At 61.1% G+C, this 19,123-nt stretch carries 11 protein-coding genes and 1 pseudogene; 7 read left to right on the top strand and 5 right to left on the bottom strand.

Features of this window, described 5'->3' with window-relative positions; all coding sequences use genetic code 11:
- Positions 1–35: 35 nt before the first annotated feature.
- The 3 genes from GZH47_RS12530 to GZH47_RS12520 all read right to left on the bottom strand — a co-directional run bounded on the left by GZH47_RS12530 (position 36) and on the right by GZH47_RS12520 (position 3,892).
- Positions 36–1,172, bottom strand: coding sequence for an MGDG synthase family glycosyltransferase (locus GZH47_RS12530; RefSeq protein WP_162640390.1), 1,137 nt, complete (start codon positions 1,170–1,172; stop codon positions 36–38).
- A gap of 192 nt (positions 1,173–1,364) precedes the next feature.
- On the bottom strand, positions 1,365–2,636 hold the full coding sequence (ilvA, locus tag GZH47_RS12525) for a threonine ammonia-lyase IlvA (protein ID WP_162640389.1): 1,272 nt from the start codon (positions 2,634–2,636) through the stop codon (positions 1,365–1,367).
- A 434-nt stretch (positions 2,637–3,070) separates the two neighbouring features.
- Positions 3,071–3,892 (bottom strand): PPK2 family polyphosphate kinase, encoded by an 822-nt coding sequence (locus GZH47_RS12520; protein ID WP_162640388.1) that lies wholly within the window; start codon positions 3,890–3,892, stop codon positions 3,071–3,073.
- Positions 3,893–4,022: 130 nt separating this feature from the next.
- Here GZH47_RS12520 and GZH47_RS12515 point away from each other — a divergent pair, with 130 nt between their 5' ends.
- The 4 genes from GZH47_RS12515 to GZH47_RS12500 all read left to right on the top strand — a co-directional run bounded on the left by GZH47_RS12515 (position 4,023) and on the right by GZH47_RS12500 (position 9,904).
- Positions 4,023–4,598 carry a histidine phosphatase family protein gene (locus tag GZH47_RS12515; RefSeq protein ID WP_162640387.1) on the top strand — a complete coding sequence of 192 codons (576 nt, stop codon included), beginning with the start codon at positions 4,023–4,025 and terminating at the stop codon, positions 4,596–4,598.
- Between the two features lie 157 nt (positions 4,599–4,755).
- Entirely contained in the window at positions 4,756–5,067 is a 312-nt protein-coding gene (locus tag GZH47_RS12510) for a Dabb family protein (protein ID WP_162640386.1), read from the top strand.
- 128 nt (positions 5,068–5,195) lie between these two features.
- Positions 5,196–5,366, top strand: a complete 171-nt coding sequence (locus GZH47_RS12505) for a hypothetical protein (protein WP_162640385.1) — start codon at positions 5,196–5,198, stop codon at positions 5,364–5,366.
- A 257-nt stretch (positions 5,367–5,623) separates the two neighbouring features.
- Positions 5,624–9,904, top strand: a complete 4,281-nt coding sequence (locus GZH47_RS12500) for a choice-of-anchor I family protein (protein ID WP_162640384.1) — start codon at positions 5,624–5,626, stop codon at positions 9,902–9,904.
- A 413-nt stretch (positions 9,905–10,317) separates the two neighbouring features.
- Here the strand turns inward: GZH47_RS12500 and GZH47_RS12495 are convergent.
- Both GZH47_RS12495 and GZH47_RS34095 read right to left on the bottom strand, forming a co-directional pair.
- Positions 10,318–11,339, bottom strand: a pseudogene (locus GZH47_RS12495) (electron transfer flavoprotein subunit alpha/FixB family protein).
- 239 nt (positions 11,340–11,578) lie between these two features.
- Complete coding sequence (locus GZH47_RS34095) at positions 11,579–12,547, bottom strand: electron transfer flavoprotein subunit beta/FixA family protein (protein ID WP_225446464.1); 969 nt, start codon at positions 12,545–12,547, stop codon at positions 11,579–11,581.
- Between the two features lie 295 nt (positions 12,548–12,842).
- On the opposite strand from GZH47_RS34095, the gene GZH47_RS12480 reads away from it, so the two are divergent.
- From GZH47_RS12480 to GZH47_RS12470, 3 genes are all read left to right on the top strand, one after another.
- Positions 12,843–15,107, top strand: a complete 2,265-nt coding sequence (locus GZH47_RS12480) for a (Fe-S)-binding protein (RefSeq protein WP_225446532.1) — start codon at positions 12,843–12,845, stop codon at positions 15,105–15,107.
- Between the two features lie 172 nt (positions 15,108–15,279).
- Positions 15,280–17,691: a 3-hydroxyacyl-CoA dehydrogenase/enoyl-CoA hydratase family protein gene (locus tag GZH47_RS12475; protein WP_162645213.1), complete on the top strand. Its 2,412-nt coding sequence runs from the start codon at positions 15,280–15,282 to the stop codon at positions 17,689–17,691.
- A 117-nt stretch (positions 17,692–17,808) separates the two neighbouring features.
- Positions 17,809–19,008, top strand: coding sequence for an acetyl-CoA C-acyltransferase (locus tag GZH47_RS12470; RefSeq protein ID WP_162640383.1), 1,200 nt, complete (start codon positions 17,809–17,811; stop codon positions 19,006–19,008).
- Positions 19,009–19,123 lie beyond the last annotated feature (115 nt).

The raw sequence follows: 19,123 nt of genomic DNA, 5'->3' as shown, positions 1-19,123 counted from the left end.
TTTATATCCAGGGTTCCCGTAAATGCTGCGCGCTTCTATAGGCGCACGGATGTCCTCTCCATTATATGCAAGCTGGAACAGAAATCCAAGGCGACGGTCTCGGCCGCGTCCTGGTACCGGAGCTTGCGCGCGCGAAGTTTATGCTGCATCAGCAGAACGGGATCGTGGATGAGTTGAACGATTTCTTGGGCGAGCTGGTCCGGCGAATGAACGATATTGGCTGCGGCTTTGTCCGCCAGGTAGCGCGCATTGTTCCGCTCTTGGCCCGGAACCGGTTGATAGGTGAAGATCGGGAGTCCGAGCGAGAGCGATTCCGCGAGCGTGACGCCGCCCGGCTTCGTGACGATGCAGGCTGCGAGCGCCATGAGCTCGTGCATCGCTTCGACATAGCCGAAGACGCGCAGCCTTCCTTCGGAGGCGGCTTCTTCGAACTGTCCGGGCAGCGCGGCGGCAAGCGCTTCATTGCGCCCGCAGACGACGGCAACGGTAAGATCAGGATGCCCAATTAACGGTGAAATCATAGCTGCGACCGCGGCAAGCGAGGACTGAACGCCGGCCATAACCAATACCACGGGCGTGCCGATGTCGAAACCGTAACGCATGCGGATGTCCGGATCGCAGGCGGCGCTGCGGAAGCCGCGTTTGACCGGAATGCCGCTGACGCAGATCCGGCGGTCGGAGATGCCGAGCGTCAGGAGTTCGCGTTTCATGTCTTCGGTCGGTACATAATAACGGTCAATATCGGGATGAACCCAGCGCCGGTGCAGATCGAAATCCGTCACGACGGTGCAGGCGGGAATGCGAAGGCCGATCTTTTTCTTGAGGGCGGGCATGGCGAGCAGGGGGAAAGTGTGGATGACGGCATCCGGCCGCTGGCGGAGCAGAATCCGCCGCAGCCGGTCGCGGCCGAAAGAGTGAAGCCAGCCTGAGAAGACGGAGTCGTGCTTCATCGGCTTGGTCCGGTCGTAAATCCAGCCGTACAAGCCGGGGATCAAGGAGTAGCTCTTCAGATACACCCGTTTGGTCATGGCGTTAATCCACGGATGCGCTTCGGCAAGCAAATCGACGAGGACCGGCTCGCCCAGTCCGCGGTCTTCAATCGCTTCGCTGATGGCGCGCGCGGCTTGCAAGTGCCCGTCTCCGTACGAAGCGTACAGGATCATGATTTTCATAGGAAAAACACCTCCTGCCGGAAGCATAACGCGCGAATGTCACTGGGCGGTCAGCGGTTTGTGAAGTGATTGTAAGGGGACGGGGCGGACAAGGAAAAAGCCTTGCCATGCACGGAAAAGATGCATGCCAAGGCTCTTATTGCGCAGCGCTCAGACTAATCCCAAGCGCGCATAGTTAACAATTCTCAATTCTCAAATCAGCAGATTGAAGAGGACGGGGTCCTTGTTCAGCTCCAAGAAGCTGAGCCCCTTATGATTCATGCGCGCGATGAGCGGCTCGTAATCGCCGCGCTGCTTCAGCTCGATGCCGACGAGCGCGGGACCGTTGTCCTTGTTGTGCTTCTTCGTGTATTCGAATCGCGTAATATCGTCGTCCGGTCCCAGCACTTCATCGAGAAATTCGCGCAGGGCGCCGGCGCGCTGCGGGAAGCTGACCATGAAGTAATGCTTCAGTCCCTCGAACACGAGCGAACGCTCCTTGATCTCCTGCATCCGGTCGACGTCGTTGTTCCCGCCGCTCACGACGCAGACGACGGTCTTGCCCGCGATTTGATCGCGATACAGATCGAGCGCGGCAATCGGCAATGCGCCGGCCGGCTCCGCCACGATGGCGTTCTCGTTGTACAGGTCGAGCATCGTCGTGCACGCTTTGCCTTCCGGCACGAGCACGATGTCGTCCAGCAGCTCGCGGCACATGCGGAACGTCAGGTCGCCGACGCGCTTCACCGCCGCGCCGTCGACGAACTTGTCGATCGTATCCAGCGCGATCACCTCGCCGGCATCGAGCGACACGCGCATCGACGGAGCGCCTTCCGGCTCCACGCCGATCAGCTTCGTGCCCGGCGACACGGCTTTGACATAGGCCGCGACTCCCGCCGCAAGCCCGCCGCCGCCGATCGTGACGAAGACGAAATCCGGCGCTGTTTCGACCGCCTCCATGATTTCTTTGCCGATCGTGCCGTTGCCGGCAATGATCTTCGGATCGTCGAACGGGTGGATGAACGCAAGGTCATCCTTCCGGCTAGCCGCGATCGCCTCCCGGAAGGCATCGTCGAACGTATCGCCGGTTAGGACGATCTCGACGTTCGGACCGCCGAAGAACGCCACTTGGTTAACCTTCTGCCGCGGAGTCGTGCTCGGCATGTAGATTTTGCCCGGGATGCCGAGCGTTTGGCAGGAGTAAGCGACGCCCTGCGCGTGATTGCCCGCGCTTGCGCAGACAACGCCCCGCATCAGCCGCTCCTCCGGCAAGGATTTGATCAAATGATAGGCGCCGCGCAGCTTGAAGGAGCGGACGACCTGCAAATCTTCGCGTTTGAGCAGGACGTTGCAGCCGTAGCGTTTGGACAGCACCCGGTTCTGCTGCAGCGGCGTGCGCAGGGCTACATCCTTCACGTGCATTTGCGCTTGCGCGATTTCCGTCAGTCCTACCGTCAGAGCATCATAGTTTCGTTCGTTCCCCATTGCCAACCGTCTCCTTTAGCCTTGAAAATGCTGGTCTGAAAATAAAAAAATCCCGTCCCCGTGAAGGGACGAGATGCATCTCGCGTTACCACCCTAATTCCGCTCCGTCGCAGGATGACCTGCAGCGTAACGGCTCTCTTGTCGCGTACCAACATACGCGCTCCGTGTAACGGCGGATTCCGTCCATGCTTACTGCATCATCCGGATCGGGACCCGGACGGTTCGGCACGGCTTCTCAGGGAGGATGCGTCATTCGCGGGCAAACGTCGGCTTTCAGCGGGCGCCGACTCTCTGGGGATTGCCTCTTGCGTAAAGCGCGTGTTCCCATCAACGAATTTCGATCATGTCGTGATTTATATTTGTTATACTCCCCGGGAGAGCGGATGTCAACAGCGGGTTGCGTCAGGGCTCCCATATATCCCCTCTTGTGACTGCTATTTGCTTGACTCGTTAATGCCCGCTGCCAAACGGAATTGCGACATATCCACTTCAGGATAGGATAGATCTAGTGAATCGAGCGCGGATTCCACGATCCGCAGCACGAGGTAGTCCCGGAACCAGCGGTTGTTGGCCGGCACGATGTACCACGGATTGCGTTTGGTCGAGGTTGCTTTGATCGCGTGCTCGTAGGCCTTCGTATAAGCCTTCCAGTATTGCCGCTCCTCCAGGTCGCTGGGGTCGAATTTCCACAGCTTCTCGGGGTTCTCCATCCGCTCTTGGATTTTGCGCAATTGAAAATCCGGCGAAATGTGCAGGAAAATCTTAATGATCGTAATGCCGCCGTCGCTCAGCATTTTCTCGAAATGCCCGATGTGCTTGAGCCGCTTGGACGCTTCCTTGCCGTCGATGAGGTCATGCACCCGCGTAATAAGCACTTCTTCGTAATAGGAGCGGTTGAACGCGGCGATCGATCCCTTGGCCGGGGCCACTCTATGGGCCCGCCATAGAAAATCATGCGCCGATTCGTCCGCCGTCGGCTTCTTGAAGCTCTCGGCCCGGAATCCCTGCGGATTGAGTCCCGCAAGCACTTTCTTGATGACGCCGTCCTTGCCGCTGCAATCCATGCCCTGGAATAGGATGAGCACGCCGTTCGTTTTTCCCGCGAACAGCTTCTCTTGATGCTCCTTAAGCTTGTCCTTGAGCGCTTCGAATTCCGCTTCGATGTCTTCCTTGCCTGCGATGCCCGCTGTATCCTCGGGATCGAAATCTGCAAGTGAAAAGCTCCGTTTCTCGTTCAACCGGTATTTCTCCAGCATAAGCTTCCTCCTTTGGCGGTCGCATGCGGACGCTAGAATCGCTAACCTAATCGTCTGCAAACGACGGGCGATGTGCTACTATGGATTATACTAGAAATTCCGATGCGTTGCTCGAAGGGGGAGGATGAGCATGGAGACGAAGACGAATGTGCTGCTTATTCGTCATGCGGAATCGGCGGTCCATCTCGGCGCCGACCGCACGAGAGGACTGACGGAGCAAGGCGGCGAGGATGTGCTTCGGCTAACCGCCAAGCTCGGCCGGCTGCCGATCGACACGGTCGTGTCCAGCCCGTATACGCGGGCAGTGCTGACGGTGCAGGGCATTGCGGACGAACGGAATTTGCCGGTGCTCATGATGGAGGATTTGCGGGAAAGGCGGCTGCACGGGGAAGACGTTTCGTTGCCGAAGGCAACGTTCCTTGAGGCGATCAAGCAGTCGTTCGCGGATCCGGACGCGGTTCTTCCCGGCGGCGAGTCGTTTCGCGAGGCGCAGTCGAGGGGCGTTCGGGCTTTGCAGGACATGCTGCAGCGGTTTCGCGGACAGACGATCGCCGTCGGAACGCATGGCAACTTGATGACGATGATCATGCAGGCGTACGATGCGCGTTACGATTACGCGTTCTGGCAGCGGCTGACGATGCCCGACGTGTACCGGCTGACGTTCGACGATGACAAGTTTCTGGAAGCGGGCCGTGCGTGGAGCTGATCGGATCGGATCGGATCGGATCGGATCGGGAGACGGAAAGGCGGAACGCGAGCGGAGGCGCTCTATCGATCGTTCGGCTTCTGTAGAATTTCGGATTTGGAAGACGCGGCGCATGTGCTAAACTTAACGGGTAATTACTAGGAGGAGGATGACGAAGATGGAACAAACGAGCATTCAACACATGGTGATTTTTAACTTGAAGCATGAGGCGGGATCCGAGGCGGCCGAGCAATTTCTGCGGGACGGCGAGCGGCTGCTGACCTCGATTCCCGTCGTGAATCAGTTCAGCGTTTTCAAACAGGTGAGTCCGAAGAACGATTACGACTACGGCTTCTCGATGATCTTTAACAGCCAAGCCGATTACGAGGCTTATAATGCGCATCCCGTGCATGTGGATTTCGTGGAAACTCGCTGGGTGCCGGAAGTGTCGCGGTTCCTGGAAATCGATTTTAAAGCTTACGGGGCATAAGGCGAGCGGAATTTCACGCCGGTTCGCTTCAGGACCGTTTGTCCTACTATATCGCCGAGAAGCCGCATATGATCTTCTATGAGGAGTAAGCCTGAACGGCTTATTCCGGGCATAGGAGGGGCGGCGCTATGCATACGGAAGAGGACGGGCAGCCGGGTTCGGCAGAATTACCGAGGGGCAGGAAGCCTTCGCTGCTGATGATCGTGCTGATACTGGCGGTCATCGCGGCGATCATCGCGTCCAGCTTCGCGCTGGCGCATGCGCTGATCGGCGGGCTGTTCCACAGGCTCGGGGGATGAACGGCCGAACGGGTTCATGCGCAGGCAGGCCGGTGCGCTCCATATTCCATCGTTTACGGTTTGAAGATCCGTTACCCGTTCCGCTAATTCCATAAGAATGAACGACGATTCGTTATCGGCTGCGCCGAAAGCGGGCGTCTTTTTTTGGCTTTTCGCCATGAAATGATAAGGGAAGGTTGCGAATTTACAAAATATCCAAATCACCTTAATACCGTCGACACATTGTCCCATTAAGCTACTAGGAGAATAATCCTAGAATGGGAGATGAAGTAGAGTTGAATACGAGGAATAAACGTTTGGTGTCGCTGGCCATGTCTGGCATCATCGCGGCGGGTTCATTCGGGGCCGTCATTCCGGCATCCGCGGCTGCACCTGTGATCGCAGCGGGTACGCCATATGATGCAAGCGGCTACAACGTGAATGTGAAGCACGTTGAAATTTATCAGTATTACGGTTCGGGCGTGTCCACGGGCGGCGCGGCCGATTATGGTTTCATCGAGCTGTACAACCCGACGGATGCAGCTGTCGACCTCGGCAACTGGTCCATTCAATACGCGGATCGCATGAATCAATATAACGCGTCGGCGGATCCCGCTCTGCCACTAAGCGGGGCGACAGGACCGTGGGAGAAGCTGGACTTGACCGGCAGCATTCCCGCGCACGGCTCGTACTTGATTCGCGCAGCCTCGTCGCTTTCGCCTAGCACGAAGCTTAGCGTGAAAACAGGAGACATCAATTTCACCCGCGATCATGCGGAGTATACGTTGCAAAACAAAGGCATGAAAGTCGTGCTGATGAGCAACCAAACGCTGCTGGATGCGACGAACGTCAATCCGTCCGCCAATACGCCGAAAACGGCTGGATTCGTGGACATGCTCGGAGCGGCTGGAAACGATACCGGCAGCACGATCGACGGTTACGAAGGCAGCGATTATCCGAAAGAGGCTGGCGGTCCTTCCAAAAACATTTCTTTGCGCCGGGTGGATTTCAACGATTCGGACGATAACAAAAACGATTTCGCTCTGATCGATTACAAGGGCACCGCGGGTGCCGCTGCGACATACGGACCGCATAGCAGCGCCGACGGCTCATGGGGACCGTCTACGCCCGTGACCCCGCCGGTGGCAACCCCGGTTTCCATTTCGACGGCTTCGCTGCCGGACGCGACGAAAACCCTTGCTTATTCGGCCAGCGTAGCCGCGACCGGCGGAACGGCTCCTTATGCCTATAGCGCGACGGGACTGCCGAAGGGATTGAGCATCAATGATTCCACGGGCGCCATCACGGGAACGCCTGCAGATGACGCAGCTTCCGCCAATACGGCAGCCATTACCGTAACCGACAGCGCCCCGGGCACACCGGGCACGGTGACGAAATCGTTGACGATCAACGTCAACCCCATGTTCCAGGATTCGGTATCCATCACGAAGCTGGGCTCCTTCATCGCCGGAACGCCGAACGCGGACGGCGGCGTAGCCGAAATCGTCAAATACAACACGGACAATCATAAGTTTTATTCCGTCAACGGCTCGAGCGATCCGGCGACGCTGGATATCGTAAGCCTTGACGCGAATGGCGTGCCTATCCAGCAAGCCAACAAAATCAACATCGAGCAGACGATCGCGGATCATGTTCCGAACTTCGCTTACGGCGATTTCACGAGCGTAGACATCGACACCAAGCATGACCTGGTGTATGCGGCTATTCAAGAATCGGACTATACGAAGAACGGGATCATTCTCGTATTCGATTACGACGGCAATTTCGTGAAGTACTATGAAGCCGGCGTTCAACCGGACATGGTCAAGGTTACGAAGGACGGCAGCTATGTCCTGACAGCCGACGAAGCCGAAGGACGGAGTACGGTCGATCCGGAAGGCAGCGTAACAATTGTCGATACGGTTAACAACACCGTCAAGCATGTCAAATTCGACAACCCGAGCGTCATCGACGACGCTGTGCATCTGCGCGGGCTGGCAACGAACGGCGTCATCACGGGGCCGGCGACATCCAAAGACGCAGCGGTGTACGACTTGGAGCCGGAGTACATTGCGCTGTCGGCAGACGAAGCGACCGCGTATGTGTCGCTGCAAGAGGGCAACGCCATCGGCACGATCAACATTGCGCAAGGTACGGTAACCTCGGTGAAAGGGCTGGGCTACAAGGACTTGAACGATCCGGCCAATTCGCTGGATTTGGTGAAAGACAACGCCATTAAATTCGAGAACGTGCCGTTCAAAGGCATGTACATGCCGGACGGTATCGACACCTATACGGTGGACGGCAACACATATCTGTTTACGGCGAACGAAGGCGACAGCACGGATTGGCCGGGCGCCCGGACGAACGTTTCGACCATCGGCGCGATGAAAGGCAGCCTGACGCCGGGTTCCGCGGCAGCCACGTTCCTGGCGAACAACACCGTCAACGGCAAGACGCCGTACGACGGCGTCGAAGTGCCGAGCGACATGGGACCGGACGGTATCTACCTCTATGGGGCGCGTTCCTTCTCGGTGTGGAACCCTGCCACGATGGAGCAAATTTACGACAGCCACAACGACTTCGAGAAAATCACGGCACAGCGCCTTCCGGCGTACTTCAACTCCAACCATGCGGATGTGTCATTCGACAAACGGAGTCCGAAGAAAGGACCGGAGCCGGAATACGTGAAAGTAGGGAAAGTCGGCAATAAAGCGTTCGCGTTCATCGGCTTGGAGCGCATCAGCGGCATCATGACGTACGACGTGACCGATCCGACGAAACCGGTATTCGCGAATTACATCAATACCCGCGATTTCACGGCAGCGGGCGCAGGTTCATTGCCGCCGCAAACCGATACGGGTCCGGAAGGCATCGACTTCATTCCGGCGTCGGCCAGCCCGACGGGACTTCCGCTCATTCTCGTCGCGAACGAGGTCGGCGGAACGGTAACGGTACTGCAGATGAACGTCACGAAAGTAACGCTGGATAAAACATCGTTAACGATTGCATCGGGCTCCGCGTCCAAAAAGCTCGTTGCAACGGTACAGCCTGTCGGCAACGGCGCTGCAACAGCGACTTGGTCTTCGTCCAATACGGCTGTTGCGCGAGTGGATGCGAACGGCAACGTTTCGCCTCGCAGCCAGGGTACGGCTGTAATCACGGCGATCAGCGCAGACGGCTACGGAATGGCCGAAGCGACGGTGAAAGTAACTGCGTCGAGCGTTCCTGGCGAAACGCCGGGCACGCCGTCCATTCCTGGAACACCGACCGATTCGGGTACGCCGACTGATCCGGGAACACCGACGAATCCAGGTCAAACGGGTAACAACGGGTCGTCGAACGAGCAAGGCACAACGGTGACAACGGAAGTCAAAACAACGACGGACAGTTCCGGTCAAGCGACGGCAGCGGTCACTGGCGAGCAAATCGAGGAAGCCTTGTCCAAGCTGAATGCAGGCACGGGGAACAAAGTCGTTGAAATCAAAGCGATCGCCGATTCGAATGCGACCAAGAATACGATCACGCTTCCGGCGACGGCACTTAGTCAGTTGGCGAGCAGCACGGTAAATGCCGTAACGATCGACGCAGGTCTGGCACGGGTGACGCTCGACGGGAAGGCGCTTGATACGATTTCCAAATCGGCGACTTCGGGCGACGTGTCCATATCCGCAGCGAAGGTAGACCTTGCCGATCTGACGGCGAATCTGTCGCCATCGGCGCAAGCGTCGGTTACCGCTGCAATCGGGTCCCACCCCGTATATTCGTTTACGGTCCTGGCGGACGGCAAGAAAGTATCCGATTTTGCTGGCGGCGAGGCAAGCGTCAGCGTGCCGTACACACCGGCGCCAGGCGAGAATATGAATGCGATTATCATGTATTATCTCGCGGATAACGGCGATATCGCGATGGTTCCGGAAGCGAATTACGATCCGGTAACGGGCATGCTGAGCTTCACCGTCAAACATTTCTCTACGTATGCGGTAGGATATAACGAAACGAAATTCAGCGATATTGCTTCAAGCTTCGCGAAGGATCAAATCATTTACCTGTCCGCGAGGAACATTATCAAAGGAACGAGCGCAAGCAGCTTTGCTCCCAAAGCGAACGTGACGAGAGCCGACTTTACGCTGATTCTCGCCCGCGCGGCAGGCGTGGATCTGGCAGCGTACGGCGGAAGCGGGTTCAGCGACGTGAGCAGCGATGCTTACTATGCGAAATCCGTTGCATGGGCTGCGGCGAACGGCATTACGAGCGGCGTATCCGCGAAGGCATTCGACCCGAGCGCGAACATTACGCGGGAGCAGATGGTCACTATGATCGCCCGCTTCGCCGACAAACTGCAATACAAACTGCCGGCATTGACCCATGGCGCAACGTTCGCGGACGCTTCGAGCATCTCGGCTTACGCGCAGCAGGCGGCAATGGCTGTTCAGCAGGCAGGCATCATCAACGGCAAACCGAACGGCAGCCAAACGCTGTTCGCTCCGAAACAGTTCGCAACGCGCGAAGAGACGGCGAAAATGATCGCGATTCTCTTCCAGTTGATGACGAAGTAACGTAGGGACATGAATGGGACGGAGCAGAAGCCATTCTGCTCCGTAGACTGTAGGCTGCAAACGCAGATCGCGGATCGCGGACCGCAAACCGCAGACCGCAAATCGCAAGCCGCAAATTGCCGACTCAGACCCAGACCGTAGACTGCAAGCCGCAAATTGCATACCGCAGGATTAGCCCTGCGGTCTTTTTGCGCGCTCAAATAGGTGTTCAGCCAGGCGGTGCGGCCGAGTATTCTCGATAACAAAACAACGAAGTGGAAAATCGGGAATGGCAGGCGGAGGCAATAACCGGGAGCTTCCTCGTTGCCGACTGTCCGCAGGTGAAAAGGCGCTTCACAAGCCGCGTTACACGCGGATGGGAAGCGCCTTTTGATTGATAAAACAATGGATAACCCGTGGTAGCCGTGAAAGGTTTAGCCGGTTTTGCCAAGCAGCCGTTGAAACCGTTCGGTTAACAGCGGCACGATCTCGAATAAGTCTCCGACGATTCCGTAATCGGCAACGCCGAAGATGGGAGCGTCGGGGTCTTTGTTGATGGCGACGATAACGCGGGATTGGCTCATCCCGGCGAGATGCTGGATCGCCCCGCTGATGCCGCAGGCGATATAGAGCTTCGGCGTGACGGTTTTGCCGGTCTGGCCGATCTGCAGCGCATAGTCGCAGTAGCCGGCGTCGCATGCTCCGCGCGAAGCGCCGACCGCGCCGCCGAGCACGTCGGCCAGCGCGGCCAGCGGCGCGAAGCCTTCCGCGCTGCGCACGCCCCTGCCGCCGGCGACGATGATATCCGCCTCGGCGAGATCGACCGTGCCGCCGGTCTTGCGCGCGATGCCGCGGACGGCGGTCCAAAGCGGCGGCGCTTGGTAAGCCAGCGCCGCGATCTTGCCCTCGCTGCCGGGCGTCACCGGTTCCGCGACGGGCAGGTTGTTAGGGCGCACCGAAATGATCTGCGGTGCGCCGGGAAGAAACCGCCGCTGCTCGAACGCCTTGCCGGCGTAGAGCGGGCGGGTGAAGAGCGCGGCCGCGCCGCCATCGCCGGACAGGTCGATGGCGGTCACGTCCGCGACGTGGCCGCCGCCGGCTCTGGCGGCCACGCGGGGCGCGAGCTCGCGCCCGCCGCGGTGTGGCCGAGCACGATGATGCTCGGCCGCGCCGCGGCAACGGCAGCGCCGATGGCGGCGGCGTACGCCTCCGGCGCATAGCCGGCCAGGGCGGGGTCGTCGACGACATGGACGACCCCCGCCCCCCGGGCGGCGAGCTCGGCGGCGGCTTCCTGCAGCGCCGCCCCGGGCCCGCCGCCGACGAGGACGGCGTGCACGTCGCCGCCGTCCCCGGCCAGCAGCCGCGCGGCGCCGAGCGCTTCCAGCGCCACGCGGCGCAGCTTGCCATCCAGGCACTCGGCATAGACGAGTGCCGTTATTTTCGTTGCATCGGTCATCGGTTCATGACCTCCTCTCTCAAGGTGAAGCTTGCTGCCGCATGGGCCGTGCGCAGAAACCAAGAAATTGGCAATTTGGGCAGTTTATTGGCCGGATCCATGTTTTGGCAGGCGAAAAGCTGCTGCGGCGACAGCCTTTCGCGAAATCGTCGTCACGGCAGGCGAACGCCTGACGAACACCTGACGAGCGCTTGGCTGCTATTCGCATACCTGGAACCGCAGCATAACCACCGGATCTTTCAAAACAACTTCGCTTCGCGCTGCAGCAGCTCCGCAAGCTGATCGGCCTGCTCCGCCGGCGCGCCGCTTAGCTTGCGGCCTGCCGCGCGAACCGGCGGCGGCAGAAGCGCGACGCGCTCCGTGCGCGGCGCGAGATCCGCCGCGTCCAGGCCGAGCGCCGCCGCGTCCAGCTGGCGAAGCGGCTTGCGCTTCGCTTTCATAATGCCGGGCAGCGACGGATAGCGCGGCTCGTTCAGCCCCTGCTGCGCCGTGACGAGCGCGGGCAGGGGAAGCTGCACCGTTTCCACGCCCCATTCCGTGTCCCGCGCGACGACGGCGATTTTGCCAGCGCCGCCGCTCCAAGCGGCACCGCTTGGCGCGGTCTGGCCCCCAGATGCCGAGCCTTCGGCCGCACCAGCACTTCCGGGCACCGAGCCGCCAGCACTTCCGCCGCCAGCCTCGCCAGGCGCCGAGCCTCCAGCACCGCCGGCCCCCGCTCCGCCGCCAGCACTCCCGCCACCTGTACCCCCAGCTATCGCTCCGTCATCCTCCACCGTCAGCTTCAACGCCGCCGACGCGCTCGGCAAGCCGAGCCGCTCCGCGACCTGCAGCGCGACGCTGCCCGCCCCGCGGTCAACGGCAAAAAGCCCCGCGAGCACGAGGTCCGGCCGCAGCTCCAGTACCGCCGCGGCCAGTGCCGCCGCGACGGCGTTCCCGTCATCCGGCAAGCCGGCCTGCGCGATCAGCACCGCCTCGTCGGCACCCATGGCGAGCGCGGTCCGCAGCGTCTCCGCGGCGCGATCGCTGCCGCAGGAGACGACGGTGACGCTGCCGCCGTGCGCCTCGCGCAGCCGAAGCGCTTCTTCCAGCGCGTATTCGTCGTACGGGTTCATGATGAACTTGACGCCGTCCTCGGCGACGGCGCCGTTCGCGAGCTCGATTTTCTCCTCCGTATCGAACGTTTGCTTGATCAATACCACCAGCTGCATCGGTCCCGAGCACCTCCCGGTCGTTCTGTAATTGCCTGCGGCAGTCATACCGTCCCACGGCCGCCGAATACGATAAAATAAGCCGTCCGAGAGCCGCTGCCGCCCCTGTTACCTTATGAACTTGGCCCTCGAAATAGACCCCGGCGCACCGCTGGACGGCGCCTTCGCGACATGTTGCCGACCGCCCGGACATATACTGAAACACTCCGCGTTTCCGTGGGAAGGAGGGGGCCTTGTGGGTGGATTAAGCGAACATACGCTGGTGCTGTTGACGAGATGGGTCCTGTTTTCGCTGATGACGCTGACGGCGTTGGCATGCTTTTACACGGTGGTCCGCAGACGGGCAGGTTACATGCTGCTGGGCAGGAGCGAGCAGCGCAAACCGCCGCCTCCGCATGATCCGTCCGATCCCGAGAACGATCAAAGCGACGACATGCTCCGCATTTCCTCGTTTACGACGACCGCCGGGCTTGCAACGGAGGCGTCCTCATGGTTCGAGCGGCCGTTCGAATGGGTCGTCCAGGTGTTCGGCCACCGCAAGCTGCTGAAGGATCTTCGAAGCGGGCTCATGCATGTCGTCCTGTTCTACGGATTCATCGTGCTGCAATTCGGCGCGGCGGACATCATTTGGAAGGGGCTCACCGGCTCCGCGCTGCCATATCCGGCGTATCACGGGTTCGTGCTGACGCAGGAAATCACAGTCGCGCTCGTGCTGCTGGCCATTCTTTACGGCACGTTCCGCCGTTACGTCGAGCGGCTGCGGCGGTTGAAAAGAGGCTGGAAGCCGTCCATCGTCCTTTGGTTTATCGGCGGGCTGATGGTGACGGTGCTGCTGACGCAGGCTTTCGACCGGTTGAAGGAAGCGCCGCCCTCGGGATCGGGCGCTTCGGATTCGATTTACGCGAGTTATGCTCCAGTGTCCTCTGCGCTGGCCGACGGGTTCCGGAACATCGGGTTCTCTACTGACGCGGGCAGCGTGCTGTACGAAATCTTCTGGTGGATGCATTTGGCGGTGCTGCTGGGGTTTCTCGTATACGTGCCGCAGTCGAAGCATTTTCATATCTTCACGGCACCCGTGAACTTATGGCTTCGCCGCCGTTCGCCGCCGGGCCGGCTTGCGCCGCTTGACCTGGAGGACGAGGAGGCGGAGTCGTTCGGAGTCGGGGCGGTGGAGCAATTCACGCAAAAGCAGCTGCTTGATCTCTACGCCTGCGTCGAATGCGGACGGTGCACGAATGTTTGTCCCGCGTCCTCGACGGGCAAGTTGTTGTCGCCGATGCATCTGATCGTCAAGCTGCGCGATCATTTGACCGAAAAGGGGGCCGCGATCACCTCGAAATCCCCGTGGGTGCCCGCGTTAAGCGGAAGCGGTGCGTCTGGCGCGCATGTCATGTCCGGCGCGGTACCGCTATGGACCGGCGGCGCGTCTGCGGAAACGACGATCGAGCCGACCATGACCGCGCAGAAGCAGGGCTGGCATGTGCAGGCGGGTACGTCCGTGACGGACTTGTCGCTGATCGGCGACGTCGTGACGGAGTCGGAGCTCTGGTCGTGCACGACCTGCCGCAACTGCGAGGATCAGTGCCCCGTCGGCAACGAGCATGTGGACAAAATCATCGATATGCGGCGCTATCTCGTCTTGACGGAAGGCCGCGTTCCGTCCGAAGGCCAGCGCGCCATGCAAAATATCGAGCGGCAGGGCAATCCGTGGGGACTGCCCCGCGCCGAGCGTGCGGCTTGGCTTGCGGCTTATGAAGCGGCTGTGCCGGGAGCGCCGCCCGTGCGGACGATGCGGGATGCGGCTAGCCGGGGCGAGCAGCCGGAGCTGCTGTTATGGGCCGGCACGATGGGCGCGTACGACCAGCGCAGCCGCAAGGTGCTGTTCGCCGTGGTGCGGCTGCTGCAGGAAGCCGGCATACCGTTCGCCGTCCTGGGCGGCGAGGAGCGAAACTCCGGCGATACGGCGCGGCGGCTGGGCAACGAGCTGCTTTTTCAAACCTTGTGCGCCGAAAATATCTCGACGCTGCAGCGTTACGGCATCCGCCGGATCGTCACGATCTGTCCGCATACGTTCAATGCGTTGAAGAACGAGTATACCGACTTCGGCCTCGAGCGTTCCGTGGCGGTGGAGCATCATACGACGCTGCTTGCGCGGCTCGTCGCGGACGGTTCGCTTACGCCTACGGTTACCCTTCGCGAGCGAGTGGTCTACCACGATTCGTGCTACTTGGGCCGGTACAATGGCGTCTACGATGCACCGCGTGCTCTGCTGCGCGCCATCCCCGGCGTTCAACTGTTGGAAATGGAACGCAATCGCGCGAACGGGCTGTGCTGCGGCGCCGGCGGCGGTCTGATGTGGATGGAGGAACGCGGGGGAATCCGCGTGAACGAGGCGCGTACGGCGCAGGCGCTGGAAACGTCCCCCACGGTCATCGGCTCCGCCTGCCCGTACTGTCTGACGATGATGGAAGACGGCATCAAGCTGCATGACGCGGAGTCCGGGGTTCGCGCCCGCGACGTCGCCGAGCTGCTTGCCGAAAGCGTATTCGGCACCGAGTAGCGCCTGCGGTCTGGCAGGCAGAGGCCGGTTTGCCGATGTTGCTGCAGAGCTTGCGGCGGCATTCCCTTGACCGACGCTTCATTTTGCAGGCTATACCGCATCATTCGCCAAGCCAAAGACTCGCCGCCTCAAGCGGCCAAACCACCATTGCAAAGGAGGGAGCGGCGTGGGAATGCGATCGACGCCGACGATTCGCCGTGCGGCCGTCATTGGTTCGGGGGTCATGGGGGCCGGAATTGCCGCCCATCTGGCCAACGCGGGCATGCAGGTGCTGCTGCTGGATGTGCCGCCGGCTGCATTATCGGAGCAGGAGACACGAGCGGGAGCATCGCTGCAGGATAGAGCGGTTCGCAATCGGCTGGCTGCGGCAAGCCTCGCCAAACTGGCCCGCAACGAACCGCCTGCCTTGTACGAGGCTTCTTTTATCAAGCGCATTACGCCCGGCAACTTGGAGGACGATCTCGAACGGCTCGGGGAGGCCGAATGGATCGTCGAGGCCGTCGTCGAGCGGCTGGACATTAAGCAGAGCGTCTTTGCCCGCATCGAATCCGTGCTGAAGCCGGGCACGCTCGTTTCGTCCAACACTTCGGGCCTGTCCGTGGCGGCGATGGCGGAGGGGCGAGGGGAGGCGTTCCGGAAGCAGTTTGCCGTCACGCATTTCTTCAATCCGCCCCGTCATATGAAGCTGGTCGAGCTCGTGCCCGGCCCGGATACCGATCCCGACACGTTGACCCGGCTTCGTGCCGCATGCGAGAAGCAGCTCGGCAAAGGCGTCGTGCTTGCCAAGGACACGCCGAATTTTATCGCCAATCGGATCGGCACGTACGGCATGCTGACGACCATCGCGGCCATGCGCAGCTTCGGGCTCAGTGTCGATGAGGTCGACGCGTTGACCGGCCCCGCCATGGGCAGGCCGAAAACCGCGACGTTCCGCATGCTGGACCTGGTCGGGCTCGATACGCTGCTGCATGTCGTGGACAATGTGCGGGAGCGAAGCGAGGACGACGAGGAACGCGCGGCGTTCGCAAGGCCGCCGGAGCTGGAAGCGCTTGTCGCGAAAGGCTGGATCGGGGAGAAGGCCGGCAGCGGCTTTTATCGCAAAATCAAACGTCCCGGCGGCGGCAGCGACATCGAGACGCTCCAGCTGGACACGATGACCTACGCGCCGAGGCGCAGCGTGAATTCACCGGTCATCGAAGCGGCCAAGACGGCCAAGGGCGCCGCGGGCAAAGCGAAGGCGCTGCTCTTCACGGACGGCGCCGACCGTTACGCCCAATTCGCCTGGCAGGCGATCAAGACGGTCTTATTGTACTCGGCCCGCCAGTTAGGCGTCGTGGCGGACACGATTACGGACATCGACCGGGCGCTGGTGTGGGGGTTCAATTGGGAATTGGGGCCGTTCGAGCTGTGGGATGCGATCGGGGTGGAGCGTTCCGTGCAGCGGATGCAGTCGGAAGGCGACGAAATTCCGAAATGGCTGGAGCGCTGGCTCGCAGCCGGCAACCGGAGCTTTTACAAGCAGGAGGGCTTGCAGCGTTTCTACGTCAGCGACGGCGCCTACCGGCTGCAAGAGGAAGAGCCGGATGTCATTTCGCTTGGGGCCTTGCAGCGTTCGGGCAAAATCATCCTCGGCAACGCCGGCGCCTCGCTGCTCGACCTGGGCGACGAGGTGGCGGGACTCGTGTTTCATTCGCCGAACAACGCGATCGGCGGGGATATCCTCACCGCGATCCGGCAGAGCGCGGTGGAAGTGAGCCGCAACTGGCGAGGGCTCGTTATCGCGAACGAGGGGCGTCACTTCTGCGTCGGAGCGAATTTGATGATGCTCCTGCTCGAAGCGCAGAACGGCGACTTCGACGAGATCGACGACATCATCTCCCTCTTCCAAAACAGCATGCTGACGCTCAAACGGCTCGACCGTCCCGTCGTTGCGGCGCCTCACCGGATGACGCTGGGAGGCGGCGTGGAAGCATGCCTGCCGGCGGACCGGATCGTCTTCTCGGCGGAAACGTATTTCGGCCTCGTCGAAACGGGCGTCGGCCTTATTCCGGCCGGAGGCGGCTGCAAGGAAGCGGCAGCGCTCGCGGATGCCAGGGCCGGAGCAGACGGGGACTTGCAGCCGCAGGTGAACGCGCTGTTCGAGACGATCGCGCTGGCGAAAACATCGACGAGCGGTAACGATGTCGGCCGCATCGGCTTCATGCGGCCGCATGACCGCGTCGTCATGCGCGGCGAAACGCGCACGGCCGAGGCGAAGCGGACGGTGCTGGCGATGGACCGCGAAGGGTATGCGCCGCCTCCGAAGGAGCAGCGGATCCGCGTCGCGGGCCGCGAAGGCCGTGCCGTGCTGCAGCTGGCGGTCGAAAACATGCGGCTCGGCGGCCAAGTGAGCCCGCATGACGTGCGCATCGGCCGCAAGCTGGCGCATGTGCTTGCAGGCGGCGACGCGGCGCCGGGCGCGGAGGTCAGCGAGCAATATTTGCTCGACCTGGAGCGCGAGGCGTTCCTCAGCCTCTGCGGCGAACCGCTGACGCAAGCGCGCATGCGTCATATGTTGACGACCGGGAAGCCGCTGCGCAACTAGGCGGCGCGGGAAGTGCTGCACCCCGTGCAGTACGTCGCCGCAAATCCGGCGAACCCGGCGAATCCACCCGCCGTCCAATATCTAACCACTCCGCCCCATAAAAGGAGGGAACCAACCATGACCGCGACCAAAAACCCGCGGGATGCTGTCATTGTCTCCGCCGTGCGCACAGCCGTCGGCAAAGCAAAGAAGGGCAGTCTCGCGGATACGCGCGCTGAGGATCTGGGCCGCGCCGTGCTTCGGGCAGCCGTCGACCGCGTGCCTGGATTGGACTATGCCGACGTCGAAGATGTCGTTATCGGCTGCGCGATGCCCGAGGGCGAGCAGGGGCTGAACTTCGCCCGCATCATGACGCTGTATGCGGGTTTTCCGGTGACGACGCCGGCCGTAACCGTCAACCGGTTCTGCGCCTCGGGCCTGCAGGCGATCGCCTATGCCGCGGAGCGCATTCGTCTCGGCGAAGCGGACATCGTGCTCGCCGGCGGCGTTGAAAGCATGAGCCATGTCCCGATGACCGGCTTCAAGCTTTCCCCGCATCCCGGCATTGCGGACAGCATGCCGGAGGTTTACATGGGCATGGGCCACACGGCAGAGGAAGTGGCCCGGCGCTATGGCATCAGCCGCGAAGCGCAGGACGCCTTCGCCGCGGAGAGCCACCGCAAAGCGGCGCAGGCCATTGCCGAGGGCCGCTTTCGCGATGAAATCGTCCCGCTGCATATCCGGCGGGAAGGCGTCGACGACAACGGCAGGCCGTGGGCCAAAGCGTTGACGTTCGAGCAGGACGAAGGCGTGCGGGCGGACACGACGCCGGAGGTGCTGGCGAAGCTGAAGCCGTCTTTTGCCCGGGAAGGTACCGTAACCGCAGGCAACGCTTCGCAGATGAGCGATGGGGCTGCGGCGGTTGTCGTCATGAGCCGGGAACGGGCCGAGCAGCTGGGCATCAAGCCGCTGGCGCAATTCCGGGCATACAGCGTGGCCGGCGTCGCGCCGGAGGTGATGGGCATCGGCCCCATCGAAGCAATCCCCAAAGCGCTCGCCCGCGCGAAAATCACGCTGGATCAGGTGGAAGTCATCGAGTTGAACGAAGCTTTTGCCGCGCAATGCCTGCCGATTATTCGTGAGCTTGGCATTAATCCGGCCATCGTCAACGTCAACGGCGGCGCGATCGCGCTCGGCCATCCGCTCGGCTGCTCGGGCACGAAATTGTCCGTCTCGCTGATCCACGAGCTGCAGCGGAGAGGGGGCGGCACGGGCATCGTATCCATGTGCGTCGGCGGCGGAATGGGAGCGGCTGGTGTTTTTACGGCTGAAACGTAGGTAGGTATGCGCCCGCCGGCTCGTTGATTGGTTCTATCCGTTGCTTCGCCCAGAGAATGAAGGTACTCCGCTCCATCTGTGCTTAGCTCAATCCCTGCTTCGCCCAACGATCAAT

The sequence above is a fragment of the Paenibacillus rhizovicinus genome, from assembly GCF_010365285.1.
GTDB lineage: Bacteria > Bacillota > Bacilli > Paenibacillales > Paenibacillaceae > Paenibacillus_Z > Paenibacillus_Z rhizovicinus.
Note: the sequence above shows the minus strand (reverse complement) of the source record. Positions and strands in the feature narration are given on the sequence as shown.

Excerpts from the sequence above, each read along its gene's own strand:
- GZH47_RS12530 (WP_162640390.1), bottom strand. The coding sequence starts at position 1,172 with ATGAAAATCATGATCCTGTACGCTTCGTACGGAGACGGGCACTTGCAA.
- ilvA (WP_162640389.1), bottom strand. The coding sequence starts at position 2,636 with ATGGGGAACGAACGAAACTATGATGCTCTGACGGTAGGACTGACGGAA.
- GZH47_RS12520 (WP_162640388.1), bottom strand. The coding sequence starts at position 3,892 with ATGCTGGAGAAATACCGGTTGAACGAGAAACGGAGCTTTTCACTTGCA.
- GZH47_RS12515 (WP_162640387.1), top strand. The coding sequence starts at position 4,023 with ATGGAGACGAAGACGAATGTGCTGCTTATTCGTCATGCGGAATCGGCG.
- GZH47_RS12510 (WP_162640386.1), top strand. The coding sequence starts at position 4,756 with ATGGAACAAACGAGCATTCAACACATGGTGATTTTTAACTTGAAGCAT.
- GZH47_RS12505 (WP_162640385.1), top strand. The coding sequence starts at position 5,196 with ATGCATACGGAAGAGGACGGGCAGCCGGGTTCGGCAGAATTACCGAGG.
- GZH47_RS12500 (WP_162640384.1), top strand. The coding sequence starts at position 5,624 with ATGGGAGATGAAGTAGAGTTGAATACGAGGAATAAACGTTTGGTGTCG.
- GZH47_RS34095 (WP_225446464.1), bottom strand. The coding sequence starts at position 12,547 with ATGCAGCTGGTGGTATTGATCAAGCAAACGTTCGATACGGAGGAGAAA.
- GZH47_RS12480 (WP_225446532.1), top strand. The coding sequence starts at position 12,843 with ATGACGCTGACGGCGTTGGCATGCTTTTACACGGTGGTCCGCAGACGG.
- GZH47_RS12475 (WP_162645213.1), top strand. The coding sequence starts at position 15,280 with ATGCGATCGACGCCGACGATTCGCCGTGCGGCCGTCATTGGTTCGGGG.
- GZH47_RS12470 (WP_162640383.1), top strand. The coding sequence starts at position 17,809 with ATGACCGCGACCAAAAACCCGCGGGATGCTGTCATTGTCTCCGCCGTG.